Annotated in this window: 15 protein-coding genes; 10 read left to right on the top strand and 5 right to left on the bottom strand. The window is 72.8% G+C overall.

The genetic code is table 11. The features are described 5' to 3' along the window. The first annotated feature begins 13 nt into the window (after positions 1 to 13). Genes IF54_RS0128055 through IF54_RS0128070 form a run of 4 tightly spaced genes read left to right on the top strand, consistent with a single transcriptional unit; the run spans position 14 to position 2,565 of the window. Complete coding sequence (locus IF54_RS0128055; RefSeq protein ID WP_030323616.1) at positions 14 to 919, top strand: hypothetical protein; 906 nt, start codon at positions 14 to 16, stop codon at positions 917 to 919. Continuing rightward, positions 916 to 1,173, top strand: coding sequence for a Trm112 family protein (locus IF54_RS0128060; protein WP_030323618.1), 258 nt, complete (start codon positions 916 to 918; stop codon positions 1,171 to 1,173). The genes IF54_RS0128055 and IF54_RS0128060 overlap by 4 nt, the downstream gene beginning before the upstream one ends. Continuing rightward, positions 1,170 to 2,003 (top strand): FkbM family methyltransferase, encoded by an 834-nt coding sequence (locus IF54_RS0128065; RefSeq protein ID WP_030323620.1) that lies wholly within the window; start codon positions 1,170 to 1,172, stop codon positions 2,001 to 2,003. The genes IF54_RS0128060 and IF54_RS0128065 overlap by 4 nt, the downstream gene beginning before the upstream one ends. After that, positions 1,978 to 2,565, top strand: a complete 588-nt coding sequence (locus tag IF54_RS0128070) for a hypothetical protein (RefSeq protein ID WP_199821257.1) — start codon at positions 1,978 to 1,980, stop codon at positions 2,563 to 2,565. The genes IF54_RS0128065 and IF54_RS0128070 overlap by 26 nt, the downstream gene beginning before the upstream one ends. Here the strand turns inward: IF54_RS0128070 and IF54_RS0128075 are convergent. Next, positions 2,476 to 3,171 carry an O-methyltransferase gene (locus IF54_RS0128075; protein WP_030323624.1) on the bottom strand — a complete coding sequence of 232 codons (696 nt, stop codon included), beginning with the start codon at positions 3,169 to 3,171 and terminating at the stop codon, positions 2,476 to 2,478. The two genes, IF54_RS0128070 and IF54_RS0128075, sit on opposite strands and share 90 nt — an antisense overlap. Positions 3,172 to 3,191: 20 nt before the next feature. Continuing rightward, positions 3,192 to 4,268 (bottom strand): MerR family transcriptional regulator, encoded by a 1,077-nt coding sequence (locus IF54_RS0128080; RefSeq protein WP_030323625.1) that lies wholly within the window; start codon positions 4,266 to 4,268, stop codon positions 3,192 to 3,194. A 123-nt stretch (positions 4,269 to 4,391) separates the two neighbouring features. Between IF54_RS0128080 and IF54_RS0128085 the strand changes: the two genes are divergently transcribed. The 4 genes from IF54_RS0128085 (at position 4,392) to IF54_RS0128100 (ending at position 9,365) form a co-directional block, all read left to right on the top strand. After that, a complete protein-coding gene (locus IF54_RS0128085; RefSeq protein WP_030323626.1) occupies positions 4,392 to 5,261 on the top strand; it encodes an ATP-grasp domain-containing protein in 870 nt (289 codons plus the stop codon). A 95-nt stretch (positions 5,262 to 5,356) separates the two neighbouring features. Next, the gene (locus tag IF54_RS0128090; protein ID WP_030323627.1) at positions 5,357 to 6,802 is read left to right on the top strand and encodes an acyl-CoA synthetase; all 1,446 of its coding nucleotides are present in this window, start codon (positions 5,357 to 5,359) and stop codon (positions 6,800 to 6,802) included. After that, the gene (locus IF54_RS0128095; RefSeq protein WP_030323628.1) at positions 6,795 to 8,120 is read left to right on the top strand and encodes a carboxyl transferase domain-containing protein; all 1,326 of its coding nucleotides are present in this window, start codon (positions 6,795 to 6,797) and stop codon (positions 8,118 to 8,120) included. Before IF54_RS0128090 ends, IF54_RS0128095 begins: the two co-directional genes overlap by 8 nt. A gap of 207 nt (positions 8,121 to 8,327) precedes the next feature. After that, positions 8,328 to 9,365, top strand: coding sequence for a rod shape-determining protein (locus IF54_RS0128100; protein ID WP_030323630.1), 1,038 nt, complete (start codon positions 8,328 to 8,330; stop codon positions 9,363 to 9,365). Between the two features lie 43 nt (positions 9,366 to 9,408). Here IF54_RS0128100 and IF54_RS0128105 read toward each other — a convergent pair whose 3' ends face one another. Then, positions 9,409 to 10,347, bottom strand: a complete 939-nt coding sequence (locus IF54_RS0128105) for an anti-sigma factor RsbA family regulatory protein (RefSeq protein WP_030323632.1) — start codon at positions 10,345 to 10,347, stop codon at positions 9,409 to 9,411. A gap of 329 nt (positions 10,348 to 10,676) precedes the next feature. Between IF54_RS0128105 and IF54_RS0128110 the strand changes: the two genes are divergently transcribed. Together IF54_RS0128110 and IF54_RS0128120 are read left to right on the top strand one after the other, a co-directional pair. Beyond that, positions 10,677 to 11,348, top strand: coding sequence for an ANTAR domain-containing response regulator (locus IF54_RS0128110; protein ID WP_030323635.1), 672 nt, complete (start codon positions 10,677 to 10,679; stop codon positions 11,346 to 11,348). 628 nt (positions 11,349 to 11,976) lie between these two features. After that, positions 11,977 to 13,521 carry an APC family permease gene (locus tag IF54_RS0128120; RefSeq protein WP_030323636.1) on the top strand — a complete coding sequence of 515 codons (1,545 nt, stop codon included), beginning with the start codon at positions 11,977 to 11,979 and terminating at the stop codon, positions 13,519 to 13,521. A gap of 185 nt (positions 13,522 to 13,706) precedes the next feature. On the opposite strand, the gene IF54_RS0128130 is transcribed toward IF54_RS0128120, so the two are convergent. Then, positions 13,707 to 15,281, bottom strand: a complete 1,575-nt coding sequence (locus tag IF54_RS0128130; protein WP_159002219.1) for a hypothetical protein — start codon at positions 15,279 to 15,281, stop codon at positions 13,707 to 13,709. 212 nt (positions 15,282 to 15,493) lie between these two features. Beyond that, the gene (locus IF54_RS0128135; RefSeq protein WP_030323639.1) at positions 15,494 to 16,972 is read right to left on the bottom strand and encodes a ricin-type beta-trefoil lectin domain protein; all 1,479 of its coding nucleotides are present in this window, start codon (positions 16,970 to 16,972) and stop codon (positions 15,494 to 15,496) included. Positions 16,973 to 17,117: the final 145 nt, after the last annotated feature.

Genomic DNA, 17,117 nt, shown 5'->3' on the forward strand with positions numbered 1-17,117 from the left:
CATGTGGTGGGGAGTGGCGGCGGCCCTGTTGGCGAACACCCTGTACAGCGTCGGATTCGTGCTGGAGAAGCGGGCGTTGACCTCCCTGCCGGAGGTGTCGATCCGTCAACCCGTCAAGCTGCTGGGGCTGGTGCTGCGCAGTCCGCTGTGGATCGGCGGGTCGCTGGCGCTGGCGGCCGGGTTCGGGGCGCAGCTCGCGGTGTACCGGACGCTGCCGATCGCGGCCGCGCAGGGCATCTTCGTCTCCGGTCTGGTGCTGCTGGTGCTGCTGTCCGCGCGGCTGCTGGGCGAGGAGACGACCGGGCGGGAGCGGTACGCGCTGGGTGCCATCCTGCTCGCGCTGCTGATGGTCGTGCTGTCCCTGAAGGAGGGCTCGGACCGGGTCAGCCGGGACGCCCCCTACCAACTGATCCTGCTGGTATGCGTGCCGTCGCTGGCGGCGGGCGTGTGGCTGTACGGCTCCGCCGAGCGGCGCACCCGGCACCGGCACCGCATGCCGACGACCGGTGTCGAGTACGGCGTGGCGGTGGGCCTGCTGTACGGGGTCAGCTCGCTGGCCATCAAGGGCGTGTCGAGCTACCTGACCTCAAGCGGCCTGGGCAGCGCGGTGATCGGTCTGTTGCGCTCCCCGTATCCGTATCTCCTGTTGTTCACCGGGGCGTTCGGCCTGGTGATGTCGCAGGCGGCGCTGCAACGCTGCCGGGCCTCGCTGATCGTGCCGGTGTGCACGACGGTGACCTCCCTGTACACGGCGGTGCTGGGCACGCTCTCGTTCGGCGAGTCCCTGCCCCACGACCCGCTGCGGCTCGCGCTGCGTCTCGCGGGCACGGTGCTCGCCGTCGCCGTGCTGCTGGCCATGCCCAAGCACGATCCGGCTCCTCAACCCCCCATCGGCGCCAAGGAGTTGACTCCCCCATGAACCCCGACGACCCGTTGCTCCAGATCCTGGCCTGTCCGCTCGACAAGGGCCCCCTGCATCTCGTACCGCCGGACGAGGCCCTCTACAACCCGCGGCTGCGGCGCCGCTACCCGATCGTCGACGGCATCCCCCAGCTGCTGCCGGCCTCCGGTGAGCAGGTGTCGGACGACGAGCACGAGGACCTGCTGAAGCGCTGCACCGGCGCCTCCCCCGGGACCCCCGAGAACCCCGGGACCCCGGGGACGACCTCATGACCGGGCCCGCGCGCACCTGGGCGGCGAGAGTGGCCCCGCTGCTGCCCACCCCTCTCGTCGCGGCGGCCGCCCGGGCCGTGTACCCGCGCTTCGAGCCGGAGCTCGCCCGGCTGGCCGAGCTGTGCCCGGCGGGCTGCGGGACGGCCGTGGACGTGGGCGGCTGGTACGGGCCGTGGACGCGACGGCTGGCCGGGCGGGCACGGCGGGTGGTGACCGTGGAGCCGGTGCCGCATCTGGCCCGGCTGCTGACCTCGGCGGCCCCCGCGAACGTCCGGGTCGTGCAGGCCGCCGCCTCCGACAGCCCGGGGATCGCCCGGCTGTGGCTGCCGCCTGGCGACGAGGGCGACCGCGGGGTGTCCTCGCTGGTCCGGCGGGACATCCACGGCCGGGCGCTGGACGTGCCCTGCGTCACGCTGGACGAACTGGCCCTGACGGACGTCGGGTTCATCAAGATCGACGTGGACGGCAGCGAGCTGGCGGTGCTGCGCGGGGCGACCGGCATCCTCGCGCGCGACCGGCCCGCGCTCTTCGTGGAACTGGAGTCCCGGATCCAGCCGATCGCCCCGGTGGTGACGTACCTCTCGCTGCTCGGCTACGACGGCTGGGTGCTGCCCCGCGCCACGTGGGTCCCGCTCTCCGGCTTCCCTCTGGAGGCGCACCAGGCGCGGGCCTCGTACGTCGTCTCGCAGGGTCTGCTGCGCCGGGTGCTGCCCTTCGTGCACCGGCCGCGGTACATCAACTCGGTGCTGTTCCTGCCGGACGGGCGCAGGCCCGGTGTCAGTGCCGTCGGGGACGATGGGGAGCATGCCCTCCGGAAAGCCCCCGGCTAGCCCGTTCACCGTCGACGACTTCCAGCTGGTCCTGCTGCGCCGCATGGCCGACCACAACCCCGGCCCGGTGGAGGACGCCCGGCGCGCCCTGGGTGTCTCGATCGCGGAGATGCGGGAGGCCAACCGGCGCTGGCAGGCGATGGTCCGCTCCCCGCGCGCCCGCGCCGCCGCCCCCCGGTACCGCTCGGTCCTCGGCCCCCCGGAGACCGTCCTGACCCGCACGGTGGGTGACCTGGAGTGCGAGGCGTGGCTGTGGCCCGTGCCGCTCTGGCCCGACCTGCGCTTCGAGGTCCTGCTCGCGCCGGCCGGCGCGGTGTGGAACGAGTGGCTCATCCGGGCGCCCGGCGCGGCCGGCCCCGCCCTGCGCACCCTCGCCGACCTCACCCCCTGGTCCTGCACGGTCGACGAGGCGGCCCGCGCCTTCGCCCCGGCCCGCCCGCTGGAGGGCACGGCACCGACCCGCTGGGGGCTGTCATTCACCGCCCCGGACGAGGAGGGGGTCCGGCGGGAGGTGGTCGCCGAGTTCACCTGGGGCCTGCTCCAGAGATGGCAGCCGCGCTGATGCGCTCCGCCGGCGCGTCCCCACCAGTGTGACCAGGTCCGCCGCCAGGGGTATCTCGATCGTGTCCAGGGCCGGGTGCTCCAGCCAGTGCAGCCGGGGCCGGTCCACCGACTCCCCGTGCCGGGGCGGCCAGTGGGTCGCCGGGCTGAAGTCGTCGACGACGATCCGGCCGCCGGGGACGAGGAGACGCGCCGGATCGGCCGGGGTGTCGTCAGGGGCCTTCCCGGTGCCGCCGCCGTCCAGGACCAGCAGGTCGTAGGGGCCGTCGGCCTCGACACGGGTCCAGTCGCCGCACAGGACCCGCACCTGGGGACGGTCGGCGAAGACCTGCGCGGCCACCCTCGCCCGCTCCGGGTCCCGCTCGACGCTGACCAGCCGTACGCCGTCCCGCGCCCCCGAGGCCAGCCACGCGAGGCCGACCCCGCAGCCGGTGCCCGTCTCCCCGACCGCCTCGCGCGCCCCGCCCGCCAGGGCGTGCAGCAGGCGGCCCTGTTCGGGTCGGCAGGAGTACGGGAAGCCGTGTGCGCGGGCCGCGGCGAGGGCTCGCTCGACGAGCGGCGGGAGCCCGGTCTCCTGGTCGTACGCGTCCGTTCCGGAGAGCGACATGGCCGTGATGCTGCCAGTCGTCAGACCGCCGTCGCCACCGGATCAGCCACCGGATCCGCCACCAGGTCCGCGACCACACAGCTGACGTTGTCCGGGCCGCCCGCCGCGTTCGCCGCGTCCACCAGGGCGTGCACGGCCGCCTCGGGGTCGGCGGCCGAGGTCAGCAGCTCGCGGACGGTGGCGTCGGGGACGCCGGCGGAGAGCCCGTCGGAACACAGGAGGTAGCGGTCGCCGGGTGCCGCGTCCCGCAGCCTGAGGTCGGGTGCCGCGGTGGTGAGGGCCTTGAGGAGCAGGGCGCGCTGCGGGTGGGTGACGGCCTCCTCGGCGGTCAGCCGGCCCTCGTCGACCAGCGACTGCACCACCGTGTGGTCGTGGGTGATGCGGAAGAGCGCGCCGCCGCGCAGGAGGTAGGCGCGGGAGTCCCCGATGTGCACCAGGGCGAGACGAGAGCCGGTCCACAGCAGGGCGGTCAGGGTGGTGCCGGTCTCGTCGGTGCCGTCGCCGGCGTCCCGTGCCGCCTCGGTCGCCCCGTGCACGGCGTCCTCCAGGACGTTGAGGACGTCACCGGCCGGAAGCTCGGCACTGTCCAGGAACCGCAGGGCCGCCACGGCCGCGCTGCTGGCGGGCGCGCCGGCCGGGCCGTAGCCGTCGGCGACCGCGAGGAGGCGGGCGCCCGCGTAGGCCGTGTCCTGGTTGGCGGCACGGACCCGGCCACGGTCCGAGTGGGCGCAGTAGCGCAGTTCGAGCATGGTGGTGTCCTTCCTCGGTGGAGCGGTCAGCTCGTCGACGAGGAACGCGGCGAGATCCCGCCGCACGGCCGTCTGCGCCTCCACCTCGGCCCAGTACGCCCGGATCTCCCCGGCGGCCGCGGCGGGCGGCAGGGCGCACACCGTGCGGATCCGGGCCAGCGGCATGCCGAGGCGGCGCAGCCACGCCACCAGGCGGGCCTGTTCCAGCTGGGCCGGGGCGTAGTAGCGGTAGCCGGTGTGCGGGTCGACACGGGCCGGACGCAGCAGCTCCAGCTCGTCGTAGAGCCGCAGTGCCTTCGGCGACAGGCGGCACGCCCGCGCGAAGGCACCGATCGTCAGCCACTCCATACGGTCTCCTCCGTTCCTCGATCCCGATGGTGGGGGTTCACCGAGGGGGAGGGTAAAGGGGTTGCCGGGGTTTCCCCCGCGCCGGTTAGCCTGCCGGACGTGCCCCCGTGGAAAGGAACCGCTGTGCCCCGAGTCGCCCTTGTCACCTACGACCCCCGGCCGGAGCCCAGCAAGGACTCCGATCTGCCCGTGCTGGTGGAGGCGCTGCGCGCGGCCGGGGCCGAGGCGGAGGCGGTGTTCTGGGACGCCGACGTCGACTGGTCCGGCTACGACCTGGCCGTGATCCGCTCCACCTGGGACTACAGCTGGCGGGCGGCCGAGTTCACGGCGTGGGCGGAGCGGTGCGGCAAGGCGACCCGGCTCGCCAACCCGGCGCAGATCGTGCGCTGGAACACCGACAAGCGCTACCTCGGGGAGCTGGACCGGGCGGGCGTGCCGGTGGTGCCGACCGGATACATCGCGCCCGGGGACCCGCTCTCCCTGCCGACCGACCACGAGTACGTCGTCAAGCCCACGTCCGGGGCGGGTGCGCGGTACGCCGCCCGGTACACGCCCGAGCGGCACGGGGATGCCGTACGGCAGCTGGAACGCATGCACGCCGAGGGGCTCACGGCGATGGTCCAGCCGTACATGCGGGGCATCGACGCGGGCGGTGAGCGGGCGCTCCAGTTCTTCGGGGGCCGGCTCCTGCACGCCAGCCGCAAACGGGCCGTCCTCAGCCCCGGCACCGCCTTCGACGCGGACAAGGTCGCCCACCCGGGCCTGGAGCCCTGGAGCCCGACCCCGGCCGAGGTCGCCGTCGCCGAGCGGGCCCTGGCCGCCGTACCGGAGGCGCCGGAACTGCTCTACGCGCGCGTGGACCTCGTCGACGGGGAGGACGGGCAGCCTCGGGTGATGGAACTGGAGCTGGTCGAGCCGAACCTCTTCCTGTTCCTGCATCCGGGTTCGCTGCCGCGGGTGGTGGAGGCGGTCCTGGCGGCCGCGCGACGGTGAGCGGCCGGGGCCGGTGAGGTCGGGGCCTTGATCGGGTAGGACCGACAGGCGAGGACAGCCACGGACTGGTGACGGCAGCTTAGGAGTCTTGAAGCATGAGCTCTCTCTTCCCGGCCCTCAGGGGTGCCACGGCGGACCGTCCCGCTCTGCGGTTCGGTGACCGCTCCCTGACGTACGCCGAACTCGCCGCCGCAACGGGCACGCTGGCCGACCGCATCACGGGCTACGACCGGGTGGCCGTCTGGGCGACCCCGGAACTGGAGACCGCGGTGGCCGTGGTGGCGGCGCTGGAGGCCGGTGTCGCCGCGGTGCCGCTCAACCCGAAGTCCGGGGAGAAGGAGCTCGGGCACATCCTCGGCGACAGCGCGCCGGGCGTGCTGCTCGCCGCGCCGGACGCGGAACTCCCTTTCGCCGTAAGGCACTTGGAGCGCATCGAGGTCGAGGTGCACGGCACCGGCGGCGCGGCCCCGGAGAGCCGCGCCCTGGACGGCGACCCCGCCCTGGTCGTCTACACCTCCGGCACCACGGGTCCGCCGAAGGGTGCCGTCATCCCCCGCCGGGCCGTCGCCGCCACCCTGGACGCCCTCGCCGACGCCTGGCAGTGGACGGCGGACGACGTCCTCGTGCACGGCCTGCCGCTCTTCCACGTCCACGGCCTGGTCCTCGGCATCCTCGGGCCGCTGCGCCGCGGCGGCTCGGTCCGCCACCTCGGCCGCTTCGGCACCGACGGGGTGGCCCGCGAGCTGAACGCCGGCGCGACCATGCTCTTCGGCGTCCCGACGATGTACCACCGCATCGCCGAAACCCTGGAGCGGGACCCGGAGTTGGTGAAGGCACTCGCCGGTGCCCGGCTGCTGGTGTCCGGTTCGGCGGCGCTCCCGGTGCACGACCACGAGCGCATCGCGGCCGCGACCGGCCGCCGGGTCGTCGAGCGCTACGGCATGACCGAGACCCTCATGAACACGGGCGTGCGCGCGGACGGCGACCCGCGCCCCGGGACCGTGGGCCCACCGCTGCCGGGTGTGGAGCTGCGGCTGGTGGAGGAGGACGGGACCACTATCCCGTCGTACGACGGGGAGACGGTGGGCGAGATCCAGGTGCGCGGCCCGAACCTGTTCACCGAGTACCTGAACCGGCCGGACGCGACGGCGGCCGCGTTCACGGCGGACGGCTGGTTCCGTACGGGGGACATGGCCGTACGGGACGCGGACGGGTACGTCCGGATCGTCGGCCGGAAGGCCACCGACCTGATCAAGAGCGGGGGGTACAAGATCGGGGCGGGCGAGATCGAGAACGCGCTCCTCGAGCACCCGGGGGTGCGCGAGGCGGCCGTGACCGGGGAGCCGGACCCCGATCTGGGTGAGCGGATCGTGGCGTGGATCGTCCCGGCGGACCCGGAATCACCCCCGGAGCTTGCGGAGTTGGCGGATCACGTGGCCCGGCGTCTCGCCCCGCACAAGCGGCCCCGGGTCCTCCACCGTCTCGCCGCCCTCCCCCGCAACGACATGGGGAAGATCATGAAGCGGGCCCTGCGTGCCTGAGCGCCGGTCCGCCCGCGAGGTCATCGCCCTCGTCGCCGACGACTTCGCCGAAATCCCCTCCCCCGCACGGCAGTCCGGGCCCGACGGCCCGCTCGCCTGGCAGGGCTACGACGCCTCGCTCGCCCGTGCCGCCGAGCGCACCGGCGAGGCGGAGTCGGTCGTCTGCGGCACCGCGCACGTCGAGGGCGTCCGGGCGGTCCTGATCGCCTTCGAGTTCGGCTTCCTCGGCGGCTCCCTGGGCGAACGCACCGGCGACCGGCTGGAGGCGGCGTACACGTACGCCCGGGAACACCGGCTGCCCGTCGTCCCGTTGGTGGCCACCGGCGGCAGCCGGATGCAGGAGGGCATGCTCGCCCTGACCCAACTCCAGCGGGTGGCACGGCAGTCGGCGCTCACCAGGGAGGCCGGGCTCCCCCAGATCGCGGTGCTGCGCGACCCCACCACGGGCGGCGGCTGGGCCACCCTCGGCGCGGGTGCGGACGTGGTCCTCGCCCTCCCGGGCGCCCAGGTCGGCTTCGCGGGCTCCCGGGTCCGGCCGCCGGACGCGGACCCCTCGGCGTACACGACGGAGGCCCAGGTGGCGGCCGGCGCGGCGGACGCGGTGGTGGCGGAGGAGGAGCTGCGGGACACGCTGGGCCGGTGGCTGCGACTGTTGACGTCCGCGTCGAGCGAACCCGCCCCTGTGCCCGCCCCGCTCGGCGCCACCGAGCCGCCCGCCACCGGCTGGGACGCGGTGCGGCGCGCCCGGTCGCCCGAGCGGCCTCGTGCGCGGGCCTATCTGGACGCCTACTTCAGCCACCGGATGGCCGTCTCCGGCGACCGGTGCGGCGGCACCGACCCCGGGATGCTCTGCGGCTTCGGGGAGCGGGACGGCCGTACGGTCGCGTACGCGGCGCAGACCGGCACGGCCACCCGCCCGGCCGGCTACCGGACGGCCTCCCGGCTGATCCGCCTCGCGGACCGGCTCGGCATCCCGGTGCTCACGCTGGTGGACACCCCGGGCGCCGCCAACGACGCCGAGGCCGAACGGCAGGGCGCGGGCGCGGCGATCGCCGACCTGTTCGTCACGGTGGCCGCCGTCCGGACCCCGGTCACCACCCTGCTGATCGGCGAGGGCGGCTCCGGCGGGGCACTCGCCCTCGCGGCGCCCGGGAACACGTACGCCACCCCGGACAGCTACTTCTCGGTCATCGCCCCGGAGTCGGCGGCGGCGATCCTCAAGCGCCCGCCGCAGGAGGCCGAGGCGACGGCGGACCAGCTCCGCATCCGTCCGCAGGACCTGGTGGAACTGGGGGTGGTCCGGGAGCCCGGTACGTGACGGACCCTCACTGAGGCCTGCGCTCCCGATGACCCTGTGTCAGAACATTTACCTGAACCTTATATCGGGCATAAGGGACAAAAACCCCCATTCAGCGGCACCCCGGCCGGCCCCCCAGGAAAGGCGCCCCCTCCCCCGCCCCCGCACGATGCCACTAGGCCCGCCACCCGGCGCGGCCCACGGTCTGTGCTCTCGGGAGGACCTGCCATGACCGCCAGTCTGGAGCAGCTGCGCCGCTGCCACTTCGCCGTCGACCTGGGCGCGGCGAGGACCCGGGTGTACGTGAAGGGGGCCGGGCTCGTCGTCGACCAGCCGTCGGCCGCCGCCGTGAACACCAAGACCGGCGCGCTGATCGCGGTCGGGGAGTTCGCCGAGAAGATGACCGGCCGTACCCCCGACTACATCCGGGTCGTCCGGCCCGTCTCGGGGGGCACCGTCGTCGACATCGAGATGGCCCAGCGGATGCTGCGCCATCTGCTCGGCGACAAGATTCGCCGGGCGCTGCGCCGCAAGCCCATCCTGCGGGCCGCCGCCTGCACCCCGCACGACGCCGACCCGCTGGCCCAGCGCGCCGCCATCGAGACCCTTGTCGGACTCGGCGCGCGCCGCGTCGAGCTCGTCGACACCCTGATCGCCGCCGCCGTCGGCTGCGGACTGCCCGTCGAGCGGCCCGAGGCCACCATGATCATGGTGTGCGGGGCCGCCGCCACCCAGGTCGCCGTGCTCTCCCTCGGGTCGATCGTGACCGCCGAGCGCATTCCGGTCGGCGGCGAGGCCGTGGACCACGCGATCGTCCAGCACCTGCGCCACGAGCACGAACTGATGCTGCCCAGCCAGTCCGTACGGCCGCTCCAGCTGGCCCTGTCCGGCAACGGCCTCACCTCACAGGGCCCCGCCTCCACCGAGATCCACGGCCGGGACGTCGCCACCGGGCTCGCCCGTTCCGTGCAGGTCGACACCGCCGCCGTCCGGGACGCCATCGAGACGCCGCTGACCGCCGTCCTGGACGGCATCGGTCGGGTGCTGCGCAACTGCCCGCCGGACCTGGTGGCCGACCTCGCCGACCGCGGGATCATGATGGTCGGCGGCTCCGCGCTGCTCCCCGGCCTCGACCAGATGCTGCGGCACGCCACCGGGATGCCGGTGCACATCGCCGAGCGACCCGACGTCTGCGCCGTACAGGGACTGGGGTACATGCTGGAGGGCCGTATCGAGCCACTCTCGCTCGACCCGCTGGCGGGCTGAGAGCCGGCCGGAACGCCGTCCGGTCGGCATCGAGTCGTCCGGATCAGAGGGCGAACCAGCAGCGGACCGTGGTGCCGGCCGGGCCCGTGTGGACGCGGACGAGGTCGGCGACGAGGTTGACGATGAGCAGGCCACGGCCGCCCCGCTGGTCCCGGGAGGCCGGCCGGCGGCCCGCCAGCAGGTCGGAGAGGCGCCCCTGGTCGTGGACCTCGCACACCACGTACCCGTCCTCGGCCCACACCCGCAGCCGACCCGAACCGCCGCCGTGCACCACGCTGTTGGTGGTCAGCTCGGCGACGGCCAGCGCCAGGTCGTCGAGCCGGGGCGACACGAGCCCGAACCGCGCGGCCGCGTCGGTGGCGAGGTGCCGCACCTCGCCGAGCACGTCGGAGACGAAGGTGTGCGCGGGAACCTCGGGCGCAGGGGGCAGGGGTTCGTTGTAGCGGGCGTGGACCGCCTCGTAGTCGTACGGCGGGCTCTGCTGCTCCCGCCCGGAGCCCGCGTCCAGGATCACGGGGTGGGTGCCGTAGGCGTCGGCGACGACCTGCGGATCGAGGCGCTGGATGTCGTACGGGCACAGGATGGTGACGGTCCGCCCCTGGAACGCGGCGTTGATCAGCGCCTCGTGCTGCACACAGGCGGGGTACTCGGTGGCGCTGCGGCCCGCCCAGATCGGCTCGCCGACGATCCGCACCCGGGCGCCGGGCGGCTGGGCGTCGGCGAAGGCGCTCAGCACCCCGGGGATGATCCGGCCGGGGTTGCGCCCGACCTCCCGCATGTCGAGGAACCGCACACCCTCACCGGTGCCGATCTCCCGCTTCAGCAGCCGCAGGTTCTCGGTCGGCACGGCCACGGCCACCGGCTCCCCGGCGGCGAGACCCTCCTGGACGAACGGCACCACGCCGGCCAGGTACTCCTGCTGGTCACGGTAGAAGAGCGCGGGATGCACGAACGGGCCCGCGGGCTCGGTCACGGCGGTCACTGCGGCGTCACCGCGTTCCCGTGCACCCGAAGGCCGCGCCGTGACGCTCCGTACCCGATGTACACACCCGCTCCCCACTGCCGTCCGGACGCTCTCTCCTCCGATACGTCTCCCCTCCCGGGAATTCTCTCAGCAGTACCTCGACGATTCCGCGTCTACCCCCGGCGGACGCCGCTCATTCCCCGGCGAGCCGGGGGTGTAGGCCACGGACCTCAGGGCAGCCGCACTCCAGTAACGCCGATCCAGCACGGCCACACCCAGGGCCGGGACGGGCCGGCGGTGATCGGTGACTCAACGTCGTGACGACTGTGGGGAGCAGCGAGGCGGACATGAGCTCAGCGACACACACCACGCTCGCGGGGCAGCTGAACGCCCTGACCGTCGAGGGCCGCGTGGACGGGTCCACGGCCGTGCTCACCCCGCACGGCAACCTGGTCCACGGTTGCGCGGACACCCTGTCCAAGGCCCTCGCCCGGCTGCCGGAGGGCATCGACCGGGTCGAGCTGGACCTGCGGGGCGTCACTTTCATGGACACGGCGGGACTCCAGCTGCTGGAAGTGCTCGACACCTACGGCCGCCGTCGCGGCGTGCCGGTGTCGGCGACGGGCTGGAACGAACAGCCGCAGCGCGTCCTGAAGACGGCGGGTCTGGATCCCGAGGACCCGCTGAACGGACCCGGGACGCGCCGCGAGCCGGTGCCCTCCGTGGTGCTCCTGGAGCGCACGCAGCAGCTGGACCTGCTGCGCACGGAGGTGGAGCAGCTGCGCCGGGCGATCGTGACGCGCCCGCTCATCGACCAGGCGCGCGGGGTCCTGATGGCCACCCACACCTGCTCGTCCGACCAGGCGTGGGACATCCTGCGGGAGGCCTCGCAGCTCTCCAACACCAAGCTGCGCAAGGTCGCCGCGGTGGTCACGGCCGGGGCCGTGGGCGAGGAGCCGGACGCGTCGCCCGCGGTACGGCGGGCGCTGCGCACGGCGATCGACAGATACCTGAACTGACGTCCGCTCTGTATGAGTTGACGTCCGCTCCGCTTGAACTGAAGTCCGACTGAACCGACTTCGGCTCGAACTCTGCCTTGCCTGAACCAACCTCCGCCTGAACCGACCTCCGCCTGAACCGACTTCGTCGTCGGCCGGCGGGGTCGTCAGGGGCCGTCAGTACGGCAGGAGCCGCCCCGACGGGGTCCGGCGGTCGATCTCGGGCTGCCGGGTGTCACGGGTGGACGAGGGCCGACGGGTGACGCGAACACGGATCTGGCGGTTCATGGCGCCCTCCTCGGGCTGCATTGCTGTTCCCCGACACGGACCAGCCTCGCCCTCGAGACCCGCCCGCACATCGTGCCCACGGAGGCACCTGCACTGCCGCCCCGGGACGACCGCCCGCCCTCTCGCTACTCCCGGGGGAGGACAACTACCCCCGAGAGACCCCGATCAAGCCTGGTCCGGTCCGCACGGCGGGGACATGTGGAGACACGGACCCGCGCAGGGGGCGCACGCCGGAGCCTTATCCCAGTCCATTTTCGGCAATATCCGGTCAAGACTTCCCAATGAACGCTTGTGAGCTTGTGCGACGGCCCCGATCATTGGCCGAATCCCGCCTGTCCCGCTCATTCCGCAGGAGCCCCTGGTGACCGCTGGCCCCCTGACCAAAGAGCCGGCCGGCCCGCCGGCGGCAGCCCAGTCGGAGCGGCAGAAGCTGCGCAAGCACTTCGGCCGGTTCGACATCCTGTTCTTCCTGCTGTGCACGATCGTCGGCGTCGACACCATCGGCACGGTGGCCTCCTCCGGCGCGGAGGCGTTCACCTGGCTCATCGTGCTGGCCCTCGTCTTCTTCGTCCCCTCGGCGCTGCTCACCGCCGAACTCGGCGCCGCCTTCCCCGACGAGGGCGGCCCCTACATATGGACCAGCCGCGCCTTCGGCCGCCTGGCCGGCGCGGTCAACAACTTCCTGTACTGGATCACCAATCCGGTGTGGCTGGGCGGCACCCTCTCCGTCTCGGCCGTCACCGCGTACACGACCTTCTTCAACGACGGCAAGGACCTGAGCACCCCCGCCTTCTACGTCTTCACCCTGGCGTTCGTGTGGCTGGGCGTGCTCGCCGCGATCCTCTCCTTCGACGTCGGCAAGTGGATCCCCACCGTCGGCGCCTGGAGCCGCTTCCTCCTGCTCGGCCTGTTCACCGTCACCGTCGTGGTCTACGGCGTCCAGCACGGCCTGCACGGATTCGGCCTCGGCGACTTCTCCCCCACGTACGCGGGCTTCGTCGGTCTGGTGCCGGTCCTGATGTTCAACTTCGTCGGCTTCGAACTGCCCAGCACCGCGGGCGACGAGATGACCGACGCGCAGAAGGACGTGCCGTACGCCGTCTTCCGCAGCGCCGCCCTCTCCGTGCTCCTCTACGCCCTGCCGATCCTCGGCATCCTGCTGGTCCTGCCCGTCAAGGCCATCTCCGGCCTCGGCGGTTTCATCGACGCGATGCGGCAGGTCTTCACGGTCTACGGCGGCCATGTCGCCGGCGACGGCACCGCGTCCCTGAGCGGGGCGGGCAGCGTGCTCGGGGATTTCGCCGCGATCCTGTTCATCCTGACGGTGCTGTCCTCGGGCGTGACCTGGGTGATGGGTTCCGACCGCGCGCTCGCCGTCTCCGGGTACGACGGCGCGGCCCCGCGCTTCCTCGGCGTCATCTCCAGCCGCTTCGGCACCCCGGTCCGGGTCAACGTGCTCAGCGGCCTGGTCTCGACCGCCGTCCTGGTGCTGGCCCACGAACTGACGAACGGCAGCGCGGCGAAGCTCTTCGGCGCGGTCCTGGGCCTGGCCGTCTCCACGACGCTGGTCAGCTATCTGGGCATCTTCCCGGCGCTCGCGGTGCTGCGCCGCAAGGCCCCCGGTGTCCCGCGCCCCTACCGGGCCCCGGCTCCGCTGCTGATCAGCATCGTGCTCACGGCGCTCGTCCTGTACGCCTGTGTGCAACTGGTCGCGCCGGGCGCCCCCTTCAACTGGTTCAGCTCCGCCTACGCCCCGGACGGCTGGAGCCACGCCGAGCGCGGGAAGTACCTGCTGACCGAGCTCGTCCCCCTCGTCGGGTTCATGCTCCTCGGCGTGCTGTTCTGGGCGCTGGGGCGGCCGACGCGCAGGGCGGAGGCGGAGGCGCGGGAGACACCGGTGGGGTGACCCGCCCGCACCGCGCCGGGAGTGCTCCTCCACGGCCCCGGGGGGATCGGCAGGTCCACGCTCCTGGCCGCGCTGTCGGCCACCACGGGACGGGGCTCGCACAACGCGGGGACCCTGGCGGCGAAGCTCCTGGACTGACGCCGTACGGGCCGGGGATCACCTCACCCCCGGCCCGTACGTCTGTCTCAGCCGATGGCGTAGGCCCGGTACACCGTCTCCACCGAGCGGTCGCCCGCCGCGTCGGTCACCTCGGAGCGCAGGGCCACGGCGCCGGAGGCCGGGTTGTGGACAGTGGCCTGCCAGGTGGAGCCGGCGTGCCCGACGGTGGCCGCCTTCCAGGTCTTGCCGCCGTCCGCGGACGACCAGACCCTGACGGCCCTGGCCGTGACCTTGGTGAACCTGAGGTCGGGGCCCTGGGAGCCGCGCCCGGCGCTCACGTCGACGGTCGTGGTGCTGCTCGGCGCGGCCTGGTTGCGGCTGTTCAGCCCGGTGGGCAGGAAACGGGTCAGGAAGACGGGCGCGACCATCGACTTGGCCGGATCCGCCGTGAAGTGCCAGTCGAGGGTGACACGCGAGGAGAGCATGCCGGCCGGGAAGGTGATGCCGGGACGGTAGCGGTGAGCGTCCACGGTCAGGTCGTACCAGCCGGCCGAGCGGATCCCGGCGGAGAACTCGGCGTCACTCGTGCCCCAGTTGGTCAGGGTCTGCTTCCTGACGGTGGCGCTGCCCTTGGTGAGGACCATCGTCTCCTTCGTCGGGTCGGCGCCGAACACGCCGACGTCCGGGTCACCGATCAGGGAGTCCGGGTTGAAGGTGACGGACTTCTGCCAGGTCACCGGCAGATAGTGCAGCGGGCTCCACGCGGCCCGGCCGAAGGACTGGGTGAAGCTCTGACCCGCCTTCAGCGTCCTGGCCGGCGGGAACGCACCGGCGACGTCCTCCCCGTTGCCCGCGACGACGTCGTCGCTCGGCTGCCAGGTACCGGGCGTCACATGGACGGTGGAGCTGTACGGGGCGTTGTCGTCGCGGACATCGGTCCTCAGGGACGTCGTGCAGTCGCCGGTCTTCGGCGCCGGCTGGAGCGAGGTGTCGTTCTCCCGGGCCATCTGCGTGCCGCTGCGCACGGCGAAGCGCATCGTCGCCAGGCCGGCCCGCTTGTACGACCCGCCGGGCGCGGCAGGGATGCCCGTGGTGTTCTTCGCCGCAGCGTAGCTGTCGTGGCCCGTCCATTGCGCCAGGTACCCGAACTGGAGCTGCCTGGAGGAGTTCGGGACGGCGTAGAGGGACCCCTCGTTGTTCCAACCCATCACGCTGTAGGCGGAGGGCATGTCGCCGACCGCGCCCGCGCAAAGCTGGGCGCTGATTCTCGGCGGGCCGGTCACGTCGGCGGGCGTGTCCAGCGAGACCTTGACGGCCTTGCCCTTGCGCGCGTCGAGCGTCACCGACCTGGTGCCCGAGACGTTGAGGTCCAGCGCGCCGAAGGTGTCCGTGCCCAGACCCTCCGTACCGTGCTCCCAGATGTCGGTCATCGCGATGTAGCGCCCCGCGGGCAGGCTGAGCCGCTTGCCGGACTGCACGGTGTACGTGTGCCCGGACGGCAGGGCGACGACCGTGACCGTCGTCGCGACCTTGGCCCCGTGCCGCCCCAGCGTGGTGACCGTCAGCGAGCTCGAAGCCGCCTGCGCGGCACCGCCGGCGGCGGCCAGCGACAGCAGCGCGCCCACCCCCGCGAAAGCGATCGATCTCCGTCGCACCCTCATCAAAACCCCCTCCTGGCCCCGAAGTCGGCCAAGCCTAGGCAGCCCATCCCCATGGCGAGCCCAAGCGAGGAGCTACGCCTGATCAAGCTGTGACAAAGAAAGGGATGCACACGCGGGGGGGGGGACGCGCGTACGGGCCCCGCGAGGGTGCTCGCGAGGCCCGTACGGGTGGGGGCGGGATCAGCCGTCGAGGCCGACGGACGGTGCCGGGGTCAGCTCCTGGTCCACTGCTGGTTGCTGCCGCCGTTGCAGTACCAGACGTCGACCGAGGTGCCGTTGCCGGTGCCCGCTCCGGCCGCGTCCAGGCAGAGCGCGGGGTTCGCGACGCTGGTCACCGAGAGGTCCGCGTTGACGTTCCACTGCTGGGCCGCCGCGCCGGTGCAGTCGGAGATGACCACGGGGTCGCCCGCCGAGGCTCCGCTGCCGCCCAGCGTCATGCACTTGTTGCCGTAGACGGTGAGTTGCTTGTTCGCGTCCCAGTTCCAGGTCTGGTTGCCGCCGCCGTTGCAGTCCCAGAGGTCGAGCTGGGTGTTGTCGGCGGTGCTGAAGCCGGGCACGTCGACGCAGCGGTCGGAGCCGACTCCGCGCAGGACCTCACCGGGCGGCGCGGGCGGCAGGTCGTTCACGGGCGGGGTCTTGCCGAAGCCGTAGCCCCAGCGCAGCAGCGCGACTCCGGTGGCGCTGTTGTCCACCAGGTTGCCGTCGGCGTCCAGCGACTCGATCGAGTAGGCGTCCCCGAACCGCAGTCCCGGCCAGTACACCAGGCCCATGCCCTTGCTGCGGGCGGTGTTGGCCACGGCCGCCAGGTAGGACGTGTACACGTTGCCGTTCCAGGCGCCGTAGTTGAGGCCGATCGTCATCGGGGAACCGGCCTCGTCGATGACGGTCCGGCCGGCGTACGCGCCGATCCGCGCCTCGAGGTCGGCGGTCCAGTCGGCCTGCGTGGTGTGGCTGGCCCAGTAGCCGTAGAAGTGCAGCGACAGCAGCGTCCCCTTCAGGGCGCGGGCGGCGCCGACACCGGTGACGTTGTCGTTGTAGCCGGTACCGCTGATCACGACACGGCCGCGCGGGACGTCCTTGTGCCGGGCCAGCCAGCCGCTGGTGACGGAGACCCACTGGTCCAGGGTGTAGCCGTGCGGCTCGTTCATGGGCTCGAAGTAGACCCGCGGGTTGTTCCGGTACGCCCGCACCACGGTGTCCCACATGGTGTTCCAGGTGGCCGGGTCGTCGACCAGGCCGTCCTTGCTGGTGTCGGCCTCCCAGTAGCTGACGACGACCTTGTCGCCCTGGGCCGTGGCCGCGTCGATCGTCGCCCGGTACGACTTCCACCAAGTGGTGCCCACGCTCGCCGGGTTGATCGGCAGGCGGAGCGTGTTGGCGCCCAGGTTCTTCCTGAAGCCGCGCACCATCTTCTCCGTCGTGCGGTACACGGTGCGGTAGCTGTCGGTCACCTTCAGGCCGCTGGGCACCACGGCGTCACTGGCGTAGTTGTCCCGCGGGTCCGCCCAGTTGACTCCGCGGAAGTCACTGGTGCCGCCCTTCGGAGCGGGCTTGACCGAGGCGGGCCGGGCGGCCGGGGCGGCGGTGGCCGGCTGGGTGAGGGCGGGGGCGGTCAGCACCATGAGTGTCGCGCCGAAGCCGGCCATGAGCACGCTGGCCAGTCTTCTCGACCTCGTCCGGGTCTCGGTCATGTCGTCTCCAGTGACGGGAAATGCTTGTGCGGGGTGCGGGTTCGCCACCTGAGCCGAGCCATCGACGAGCCGGAGAGTCCGTGAACGAACGCCCCAGATCCGCGCAAACCGGCCATGGTTACGTAACCATCGCCCGGACACTCGC

Source organism: Streptomyces sp. NRRL B-3229, from assembly GCF_000719505.1.
GTDB classification, from domain to species: Bacteria; Actinomycetota; Actinomycetes; order Streptomycetales; family Streptomycetaceae; genus Streptomyces; species Streptomyces griseorubiginosus.

Bases quoted from the DNA above. Each gene is read 5' to 3' on its own strand.
- IF54_RS0128060 (WP_030323618.1), top strand. From the start codon at position 916: ATGAACCCCGACGACCCGTTGCTCCAGATCCTGGCCTGTCCGCTCGAC.
- IF54_RS0128065 (WP_030323620.1), top strand. From the start codon at position 1,170: ATGACCGGGCCCGCGCGCACCTGGGCGGCGAGAGTGGCCCCGCTGCTG.
- IF54_RS0128070 (WP_199821257.1), top strand. From the start codon at position 1,978: ATGCCCTCCGGAAAGCCCCCGGCTAGCCCGTTCACCGTCGACGACTTC.
- IF54_RS0128075 (WP_030323624.1), bottom strand. From the start codon at position 3,171: ATGTCGCTCTCCGGAACGGACGCGTACGACCAGGAGACCGGGCTCCCG.
- IF54_RS0128080 (WP_030323625.1), bottom strand. From the start codon at position 4,268: ATGGAGTGGCTGACGATCGGTGCCTTCGCGCGGGCGTGCCGCCTGTCG.
- IF54_RS0128090 (WP_030323627.1), top strand. From the start codon at position 5,357: ATGAGCTCTCTCTTCCCGGCCCTCAGGGGTGCCACGGCGGACCGTCCC.
- IF54_RS0128100 (WP_030323630.1), top strand. From the start codon at position 8,328: ATGACCGCCAGTCTGGAGCAGCTGCGCCGCTGCCACTTCGCCGTCGAC.
- IF54_RS0128110 (WP_030323635.1), top strand. From the start codon at position 10,677: ATGAGCTCAGCGACACACACCACGCTCGCGGGGCAGCTGAACGCCCTG.
- IF54_RS0128130 (WP_159002219.1), bottom strand. From the start codon at position 15,281: ATGAGGGTGCGACGGAGATCGATCGCTTTCGCGGGGGTGGGCGCGCTG.
- IF54_RS0128135 (WP_030323639.1), bottom strand. From the start codon at position 16,972: ATGACCGAGACCCGGACGAGGTCGAGAAGACTGGCCAGCGTGCTCATG.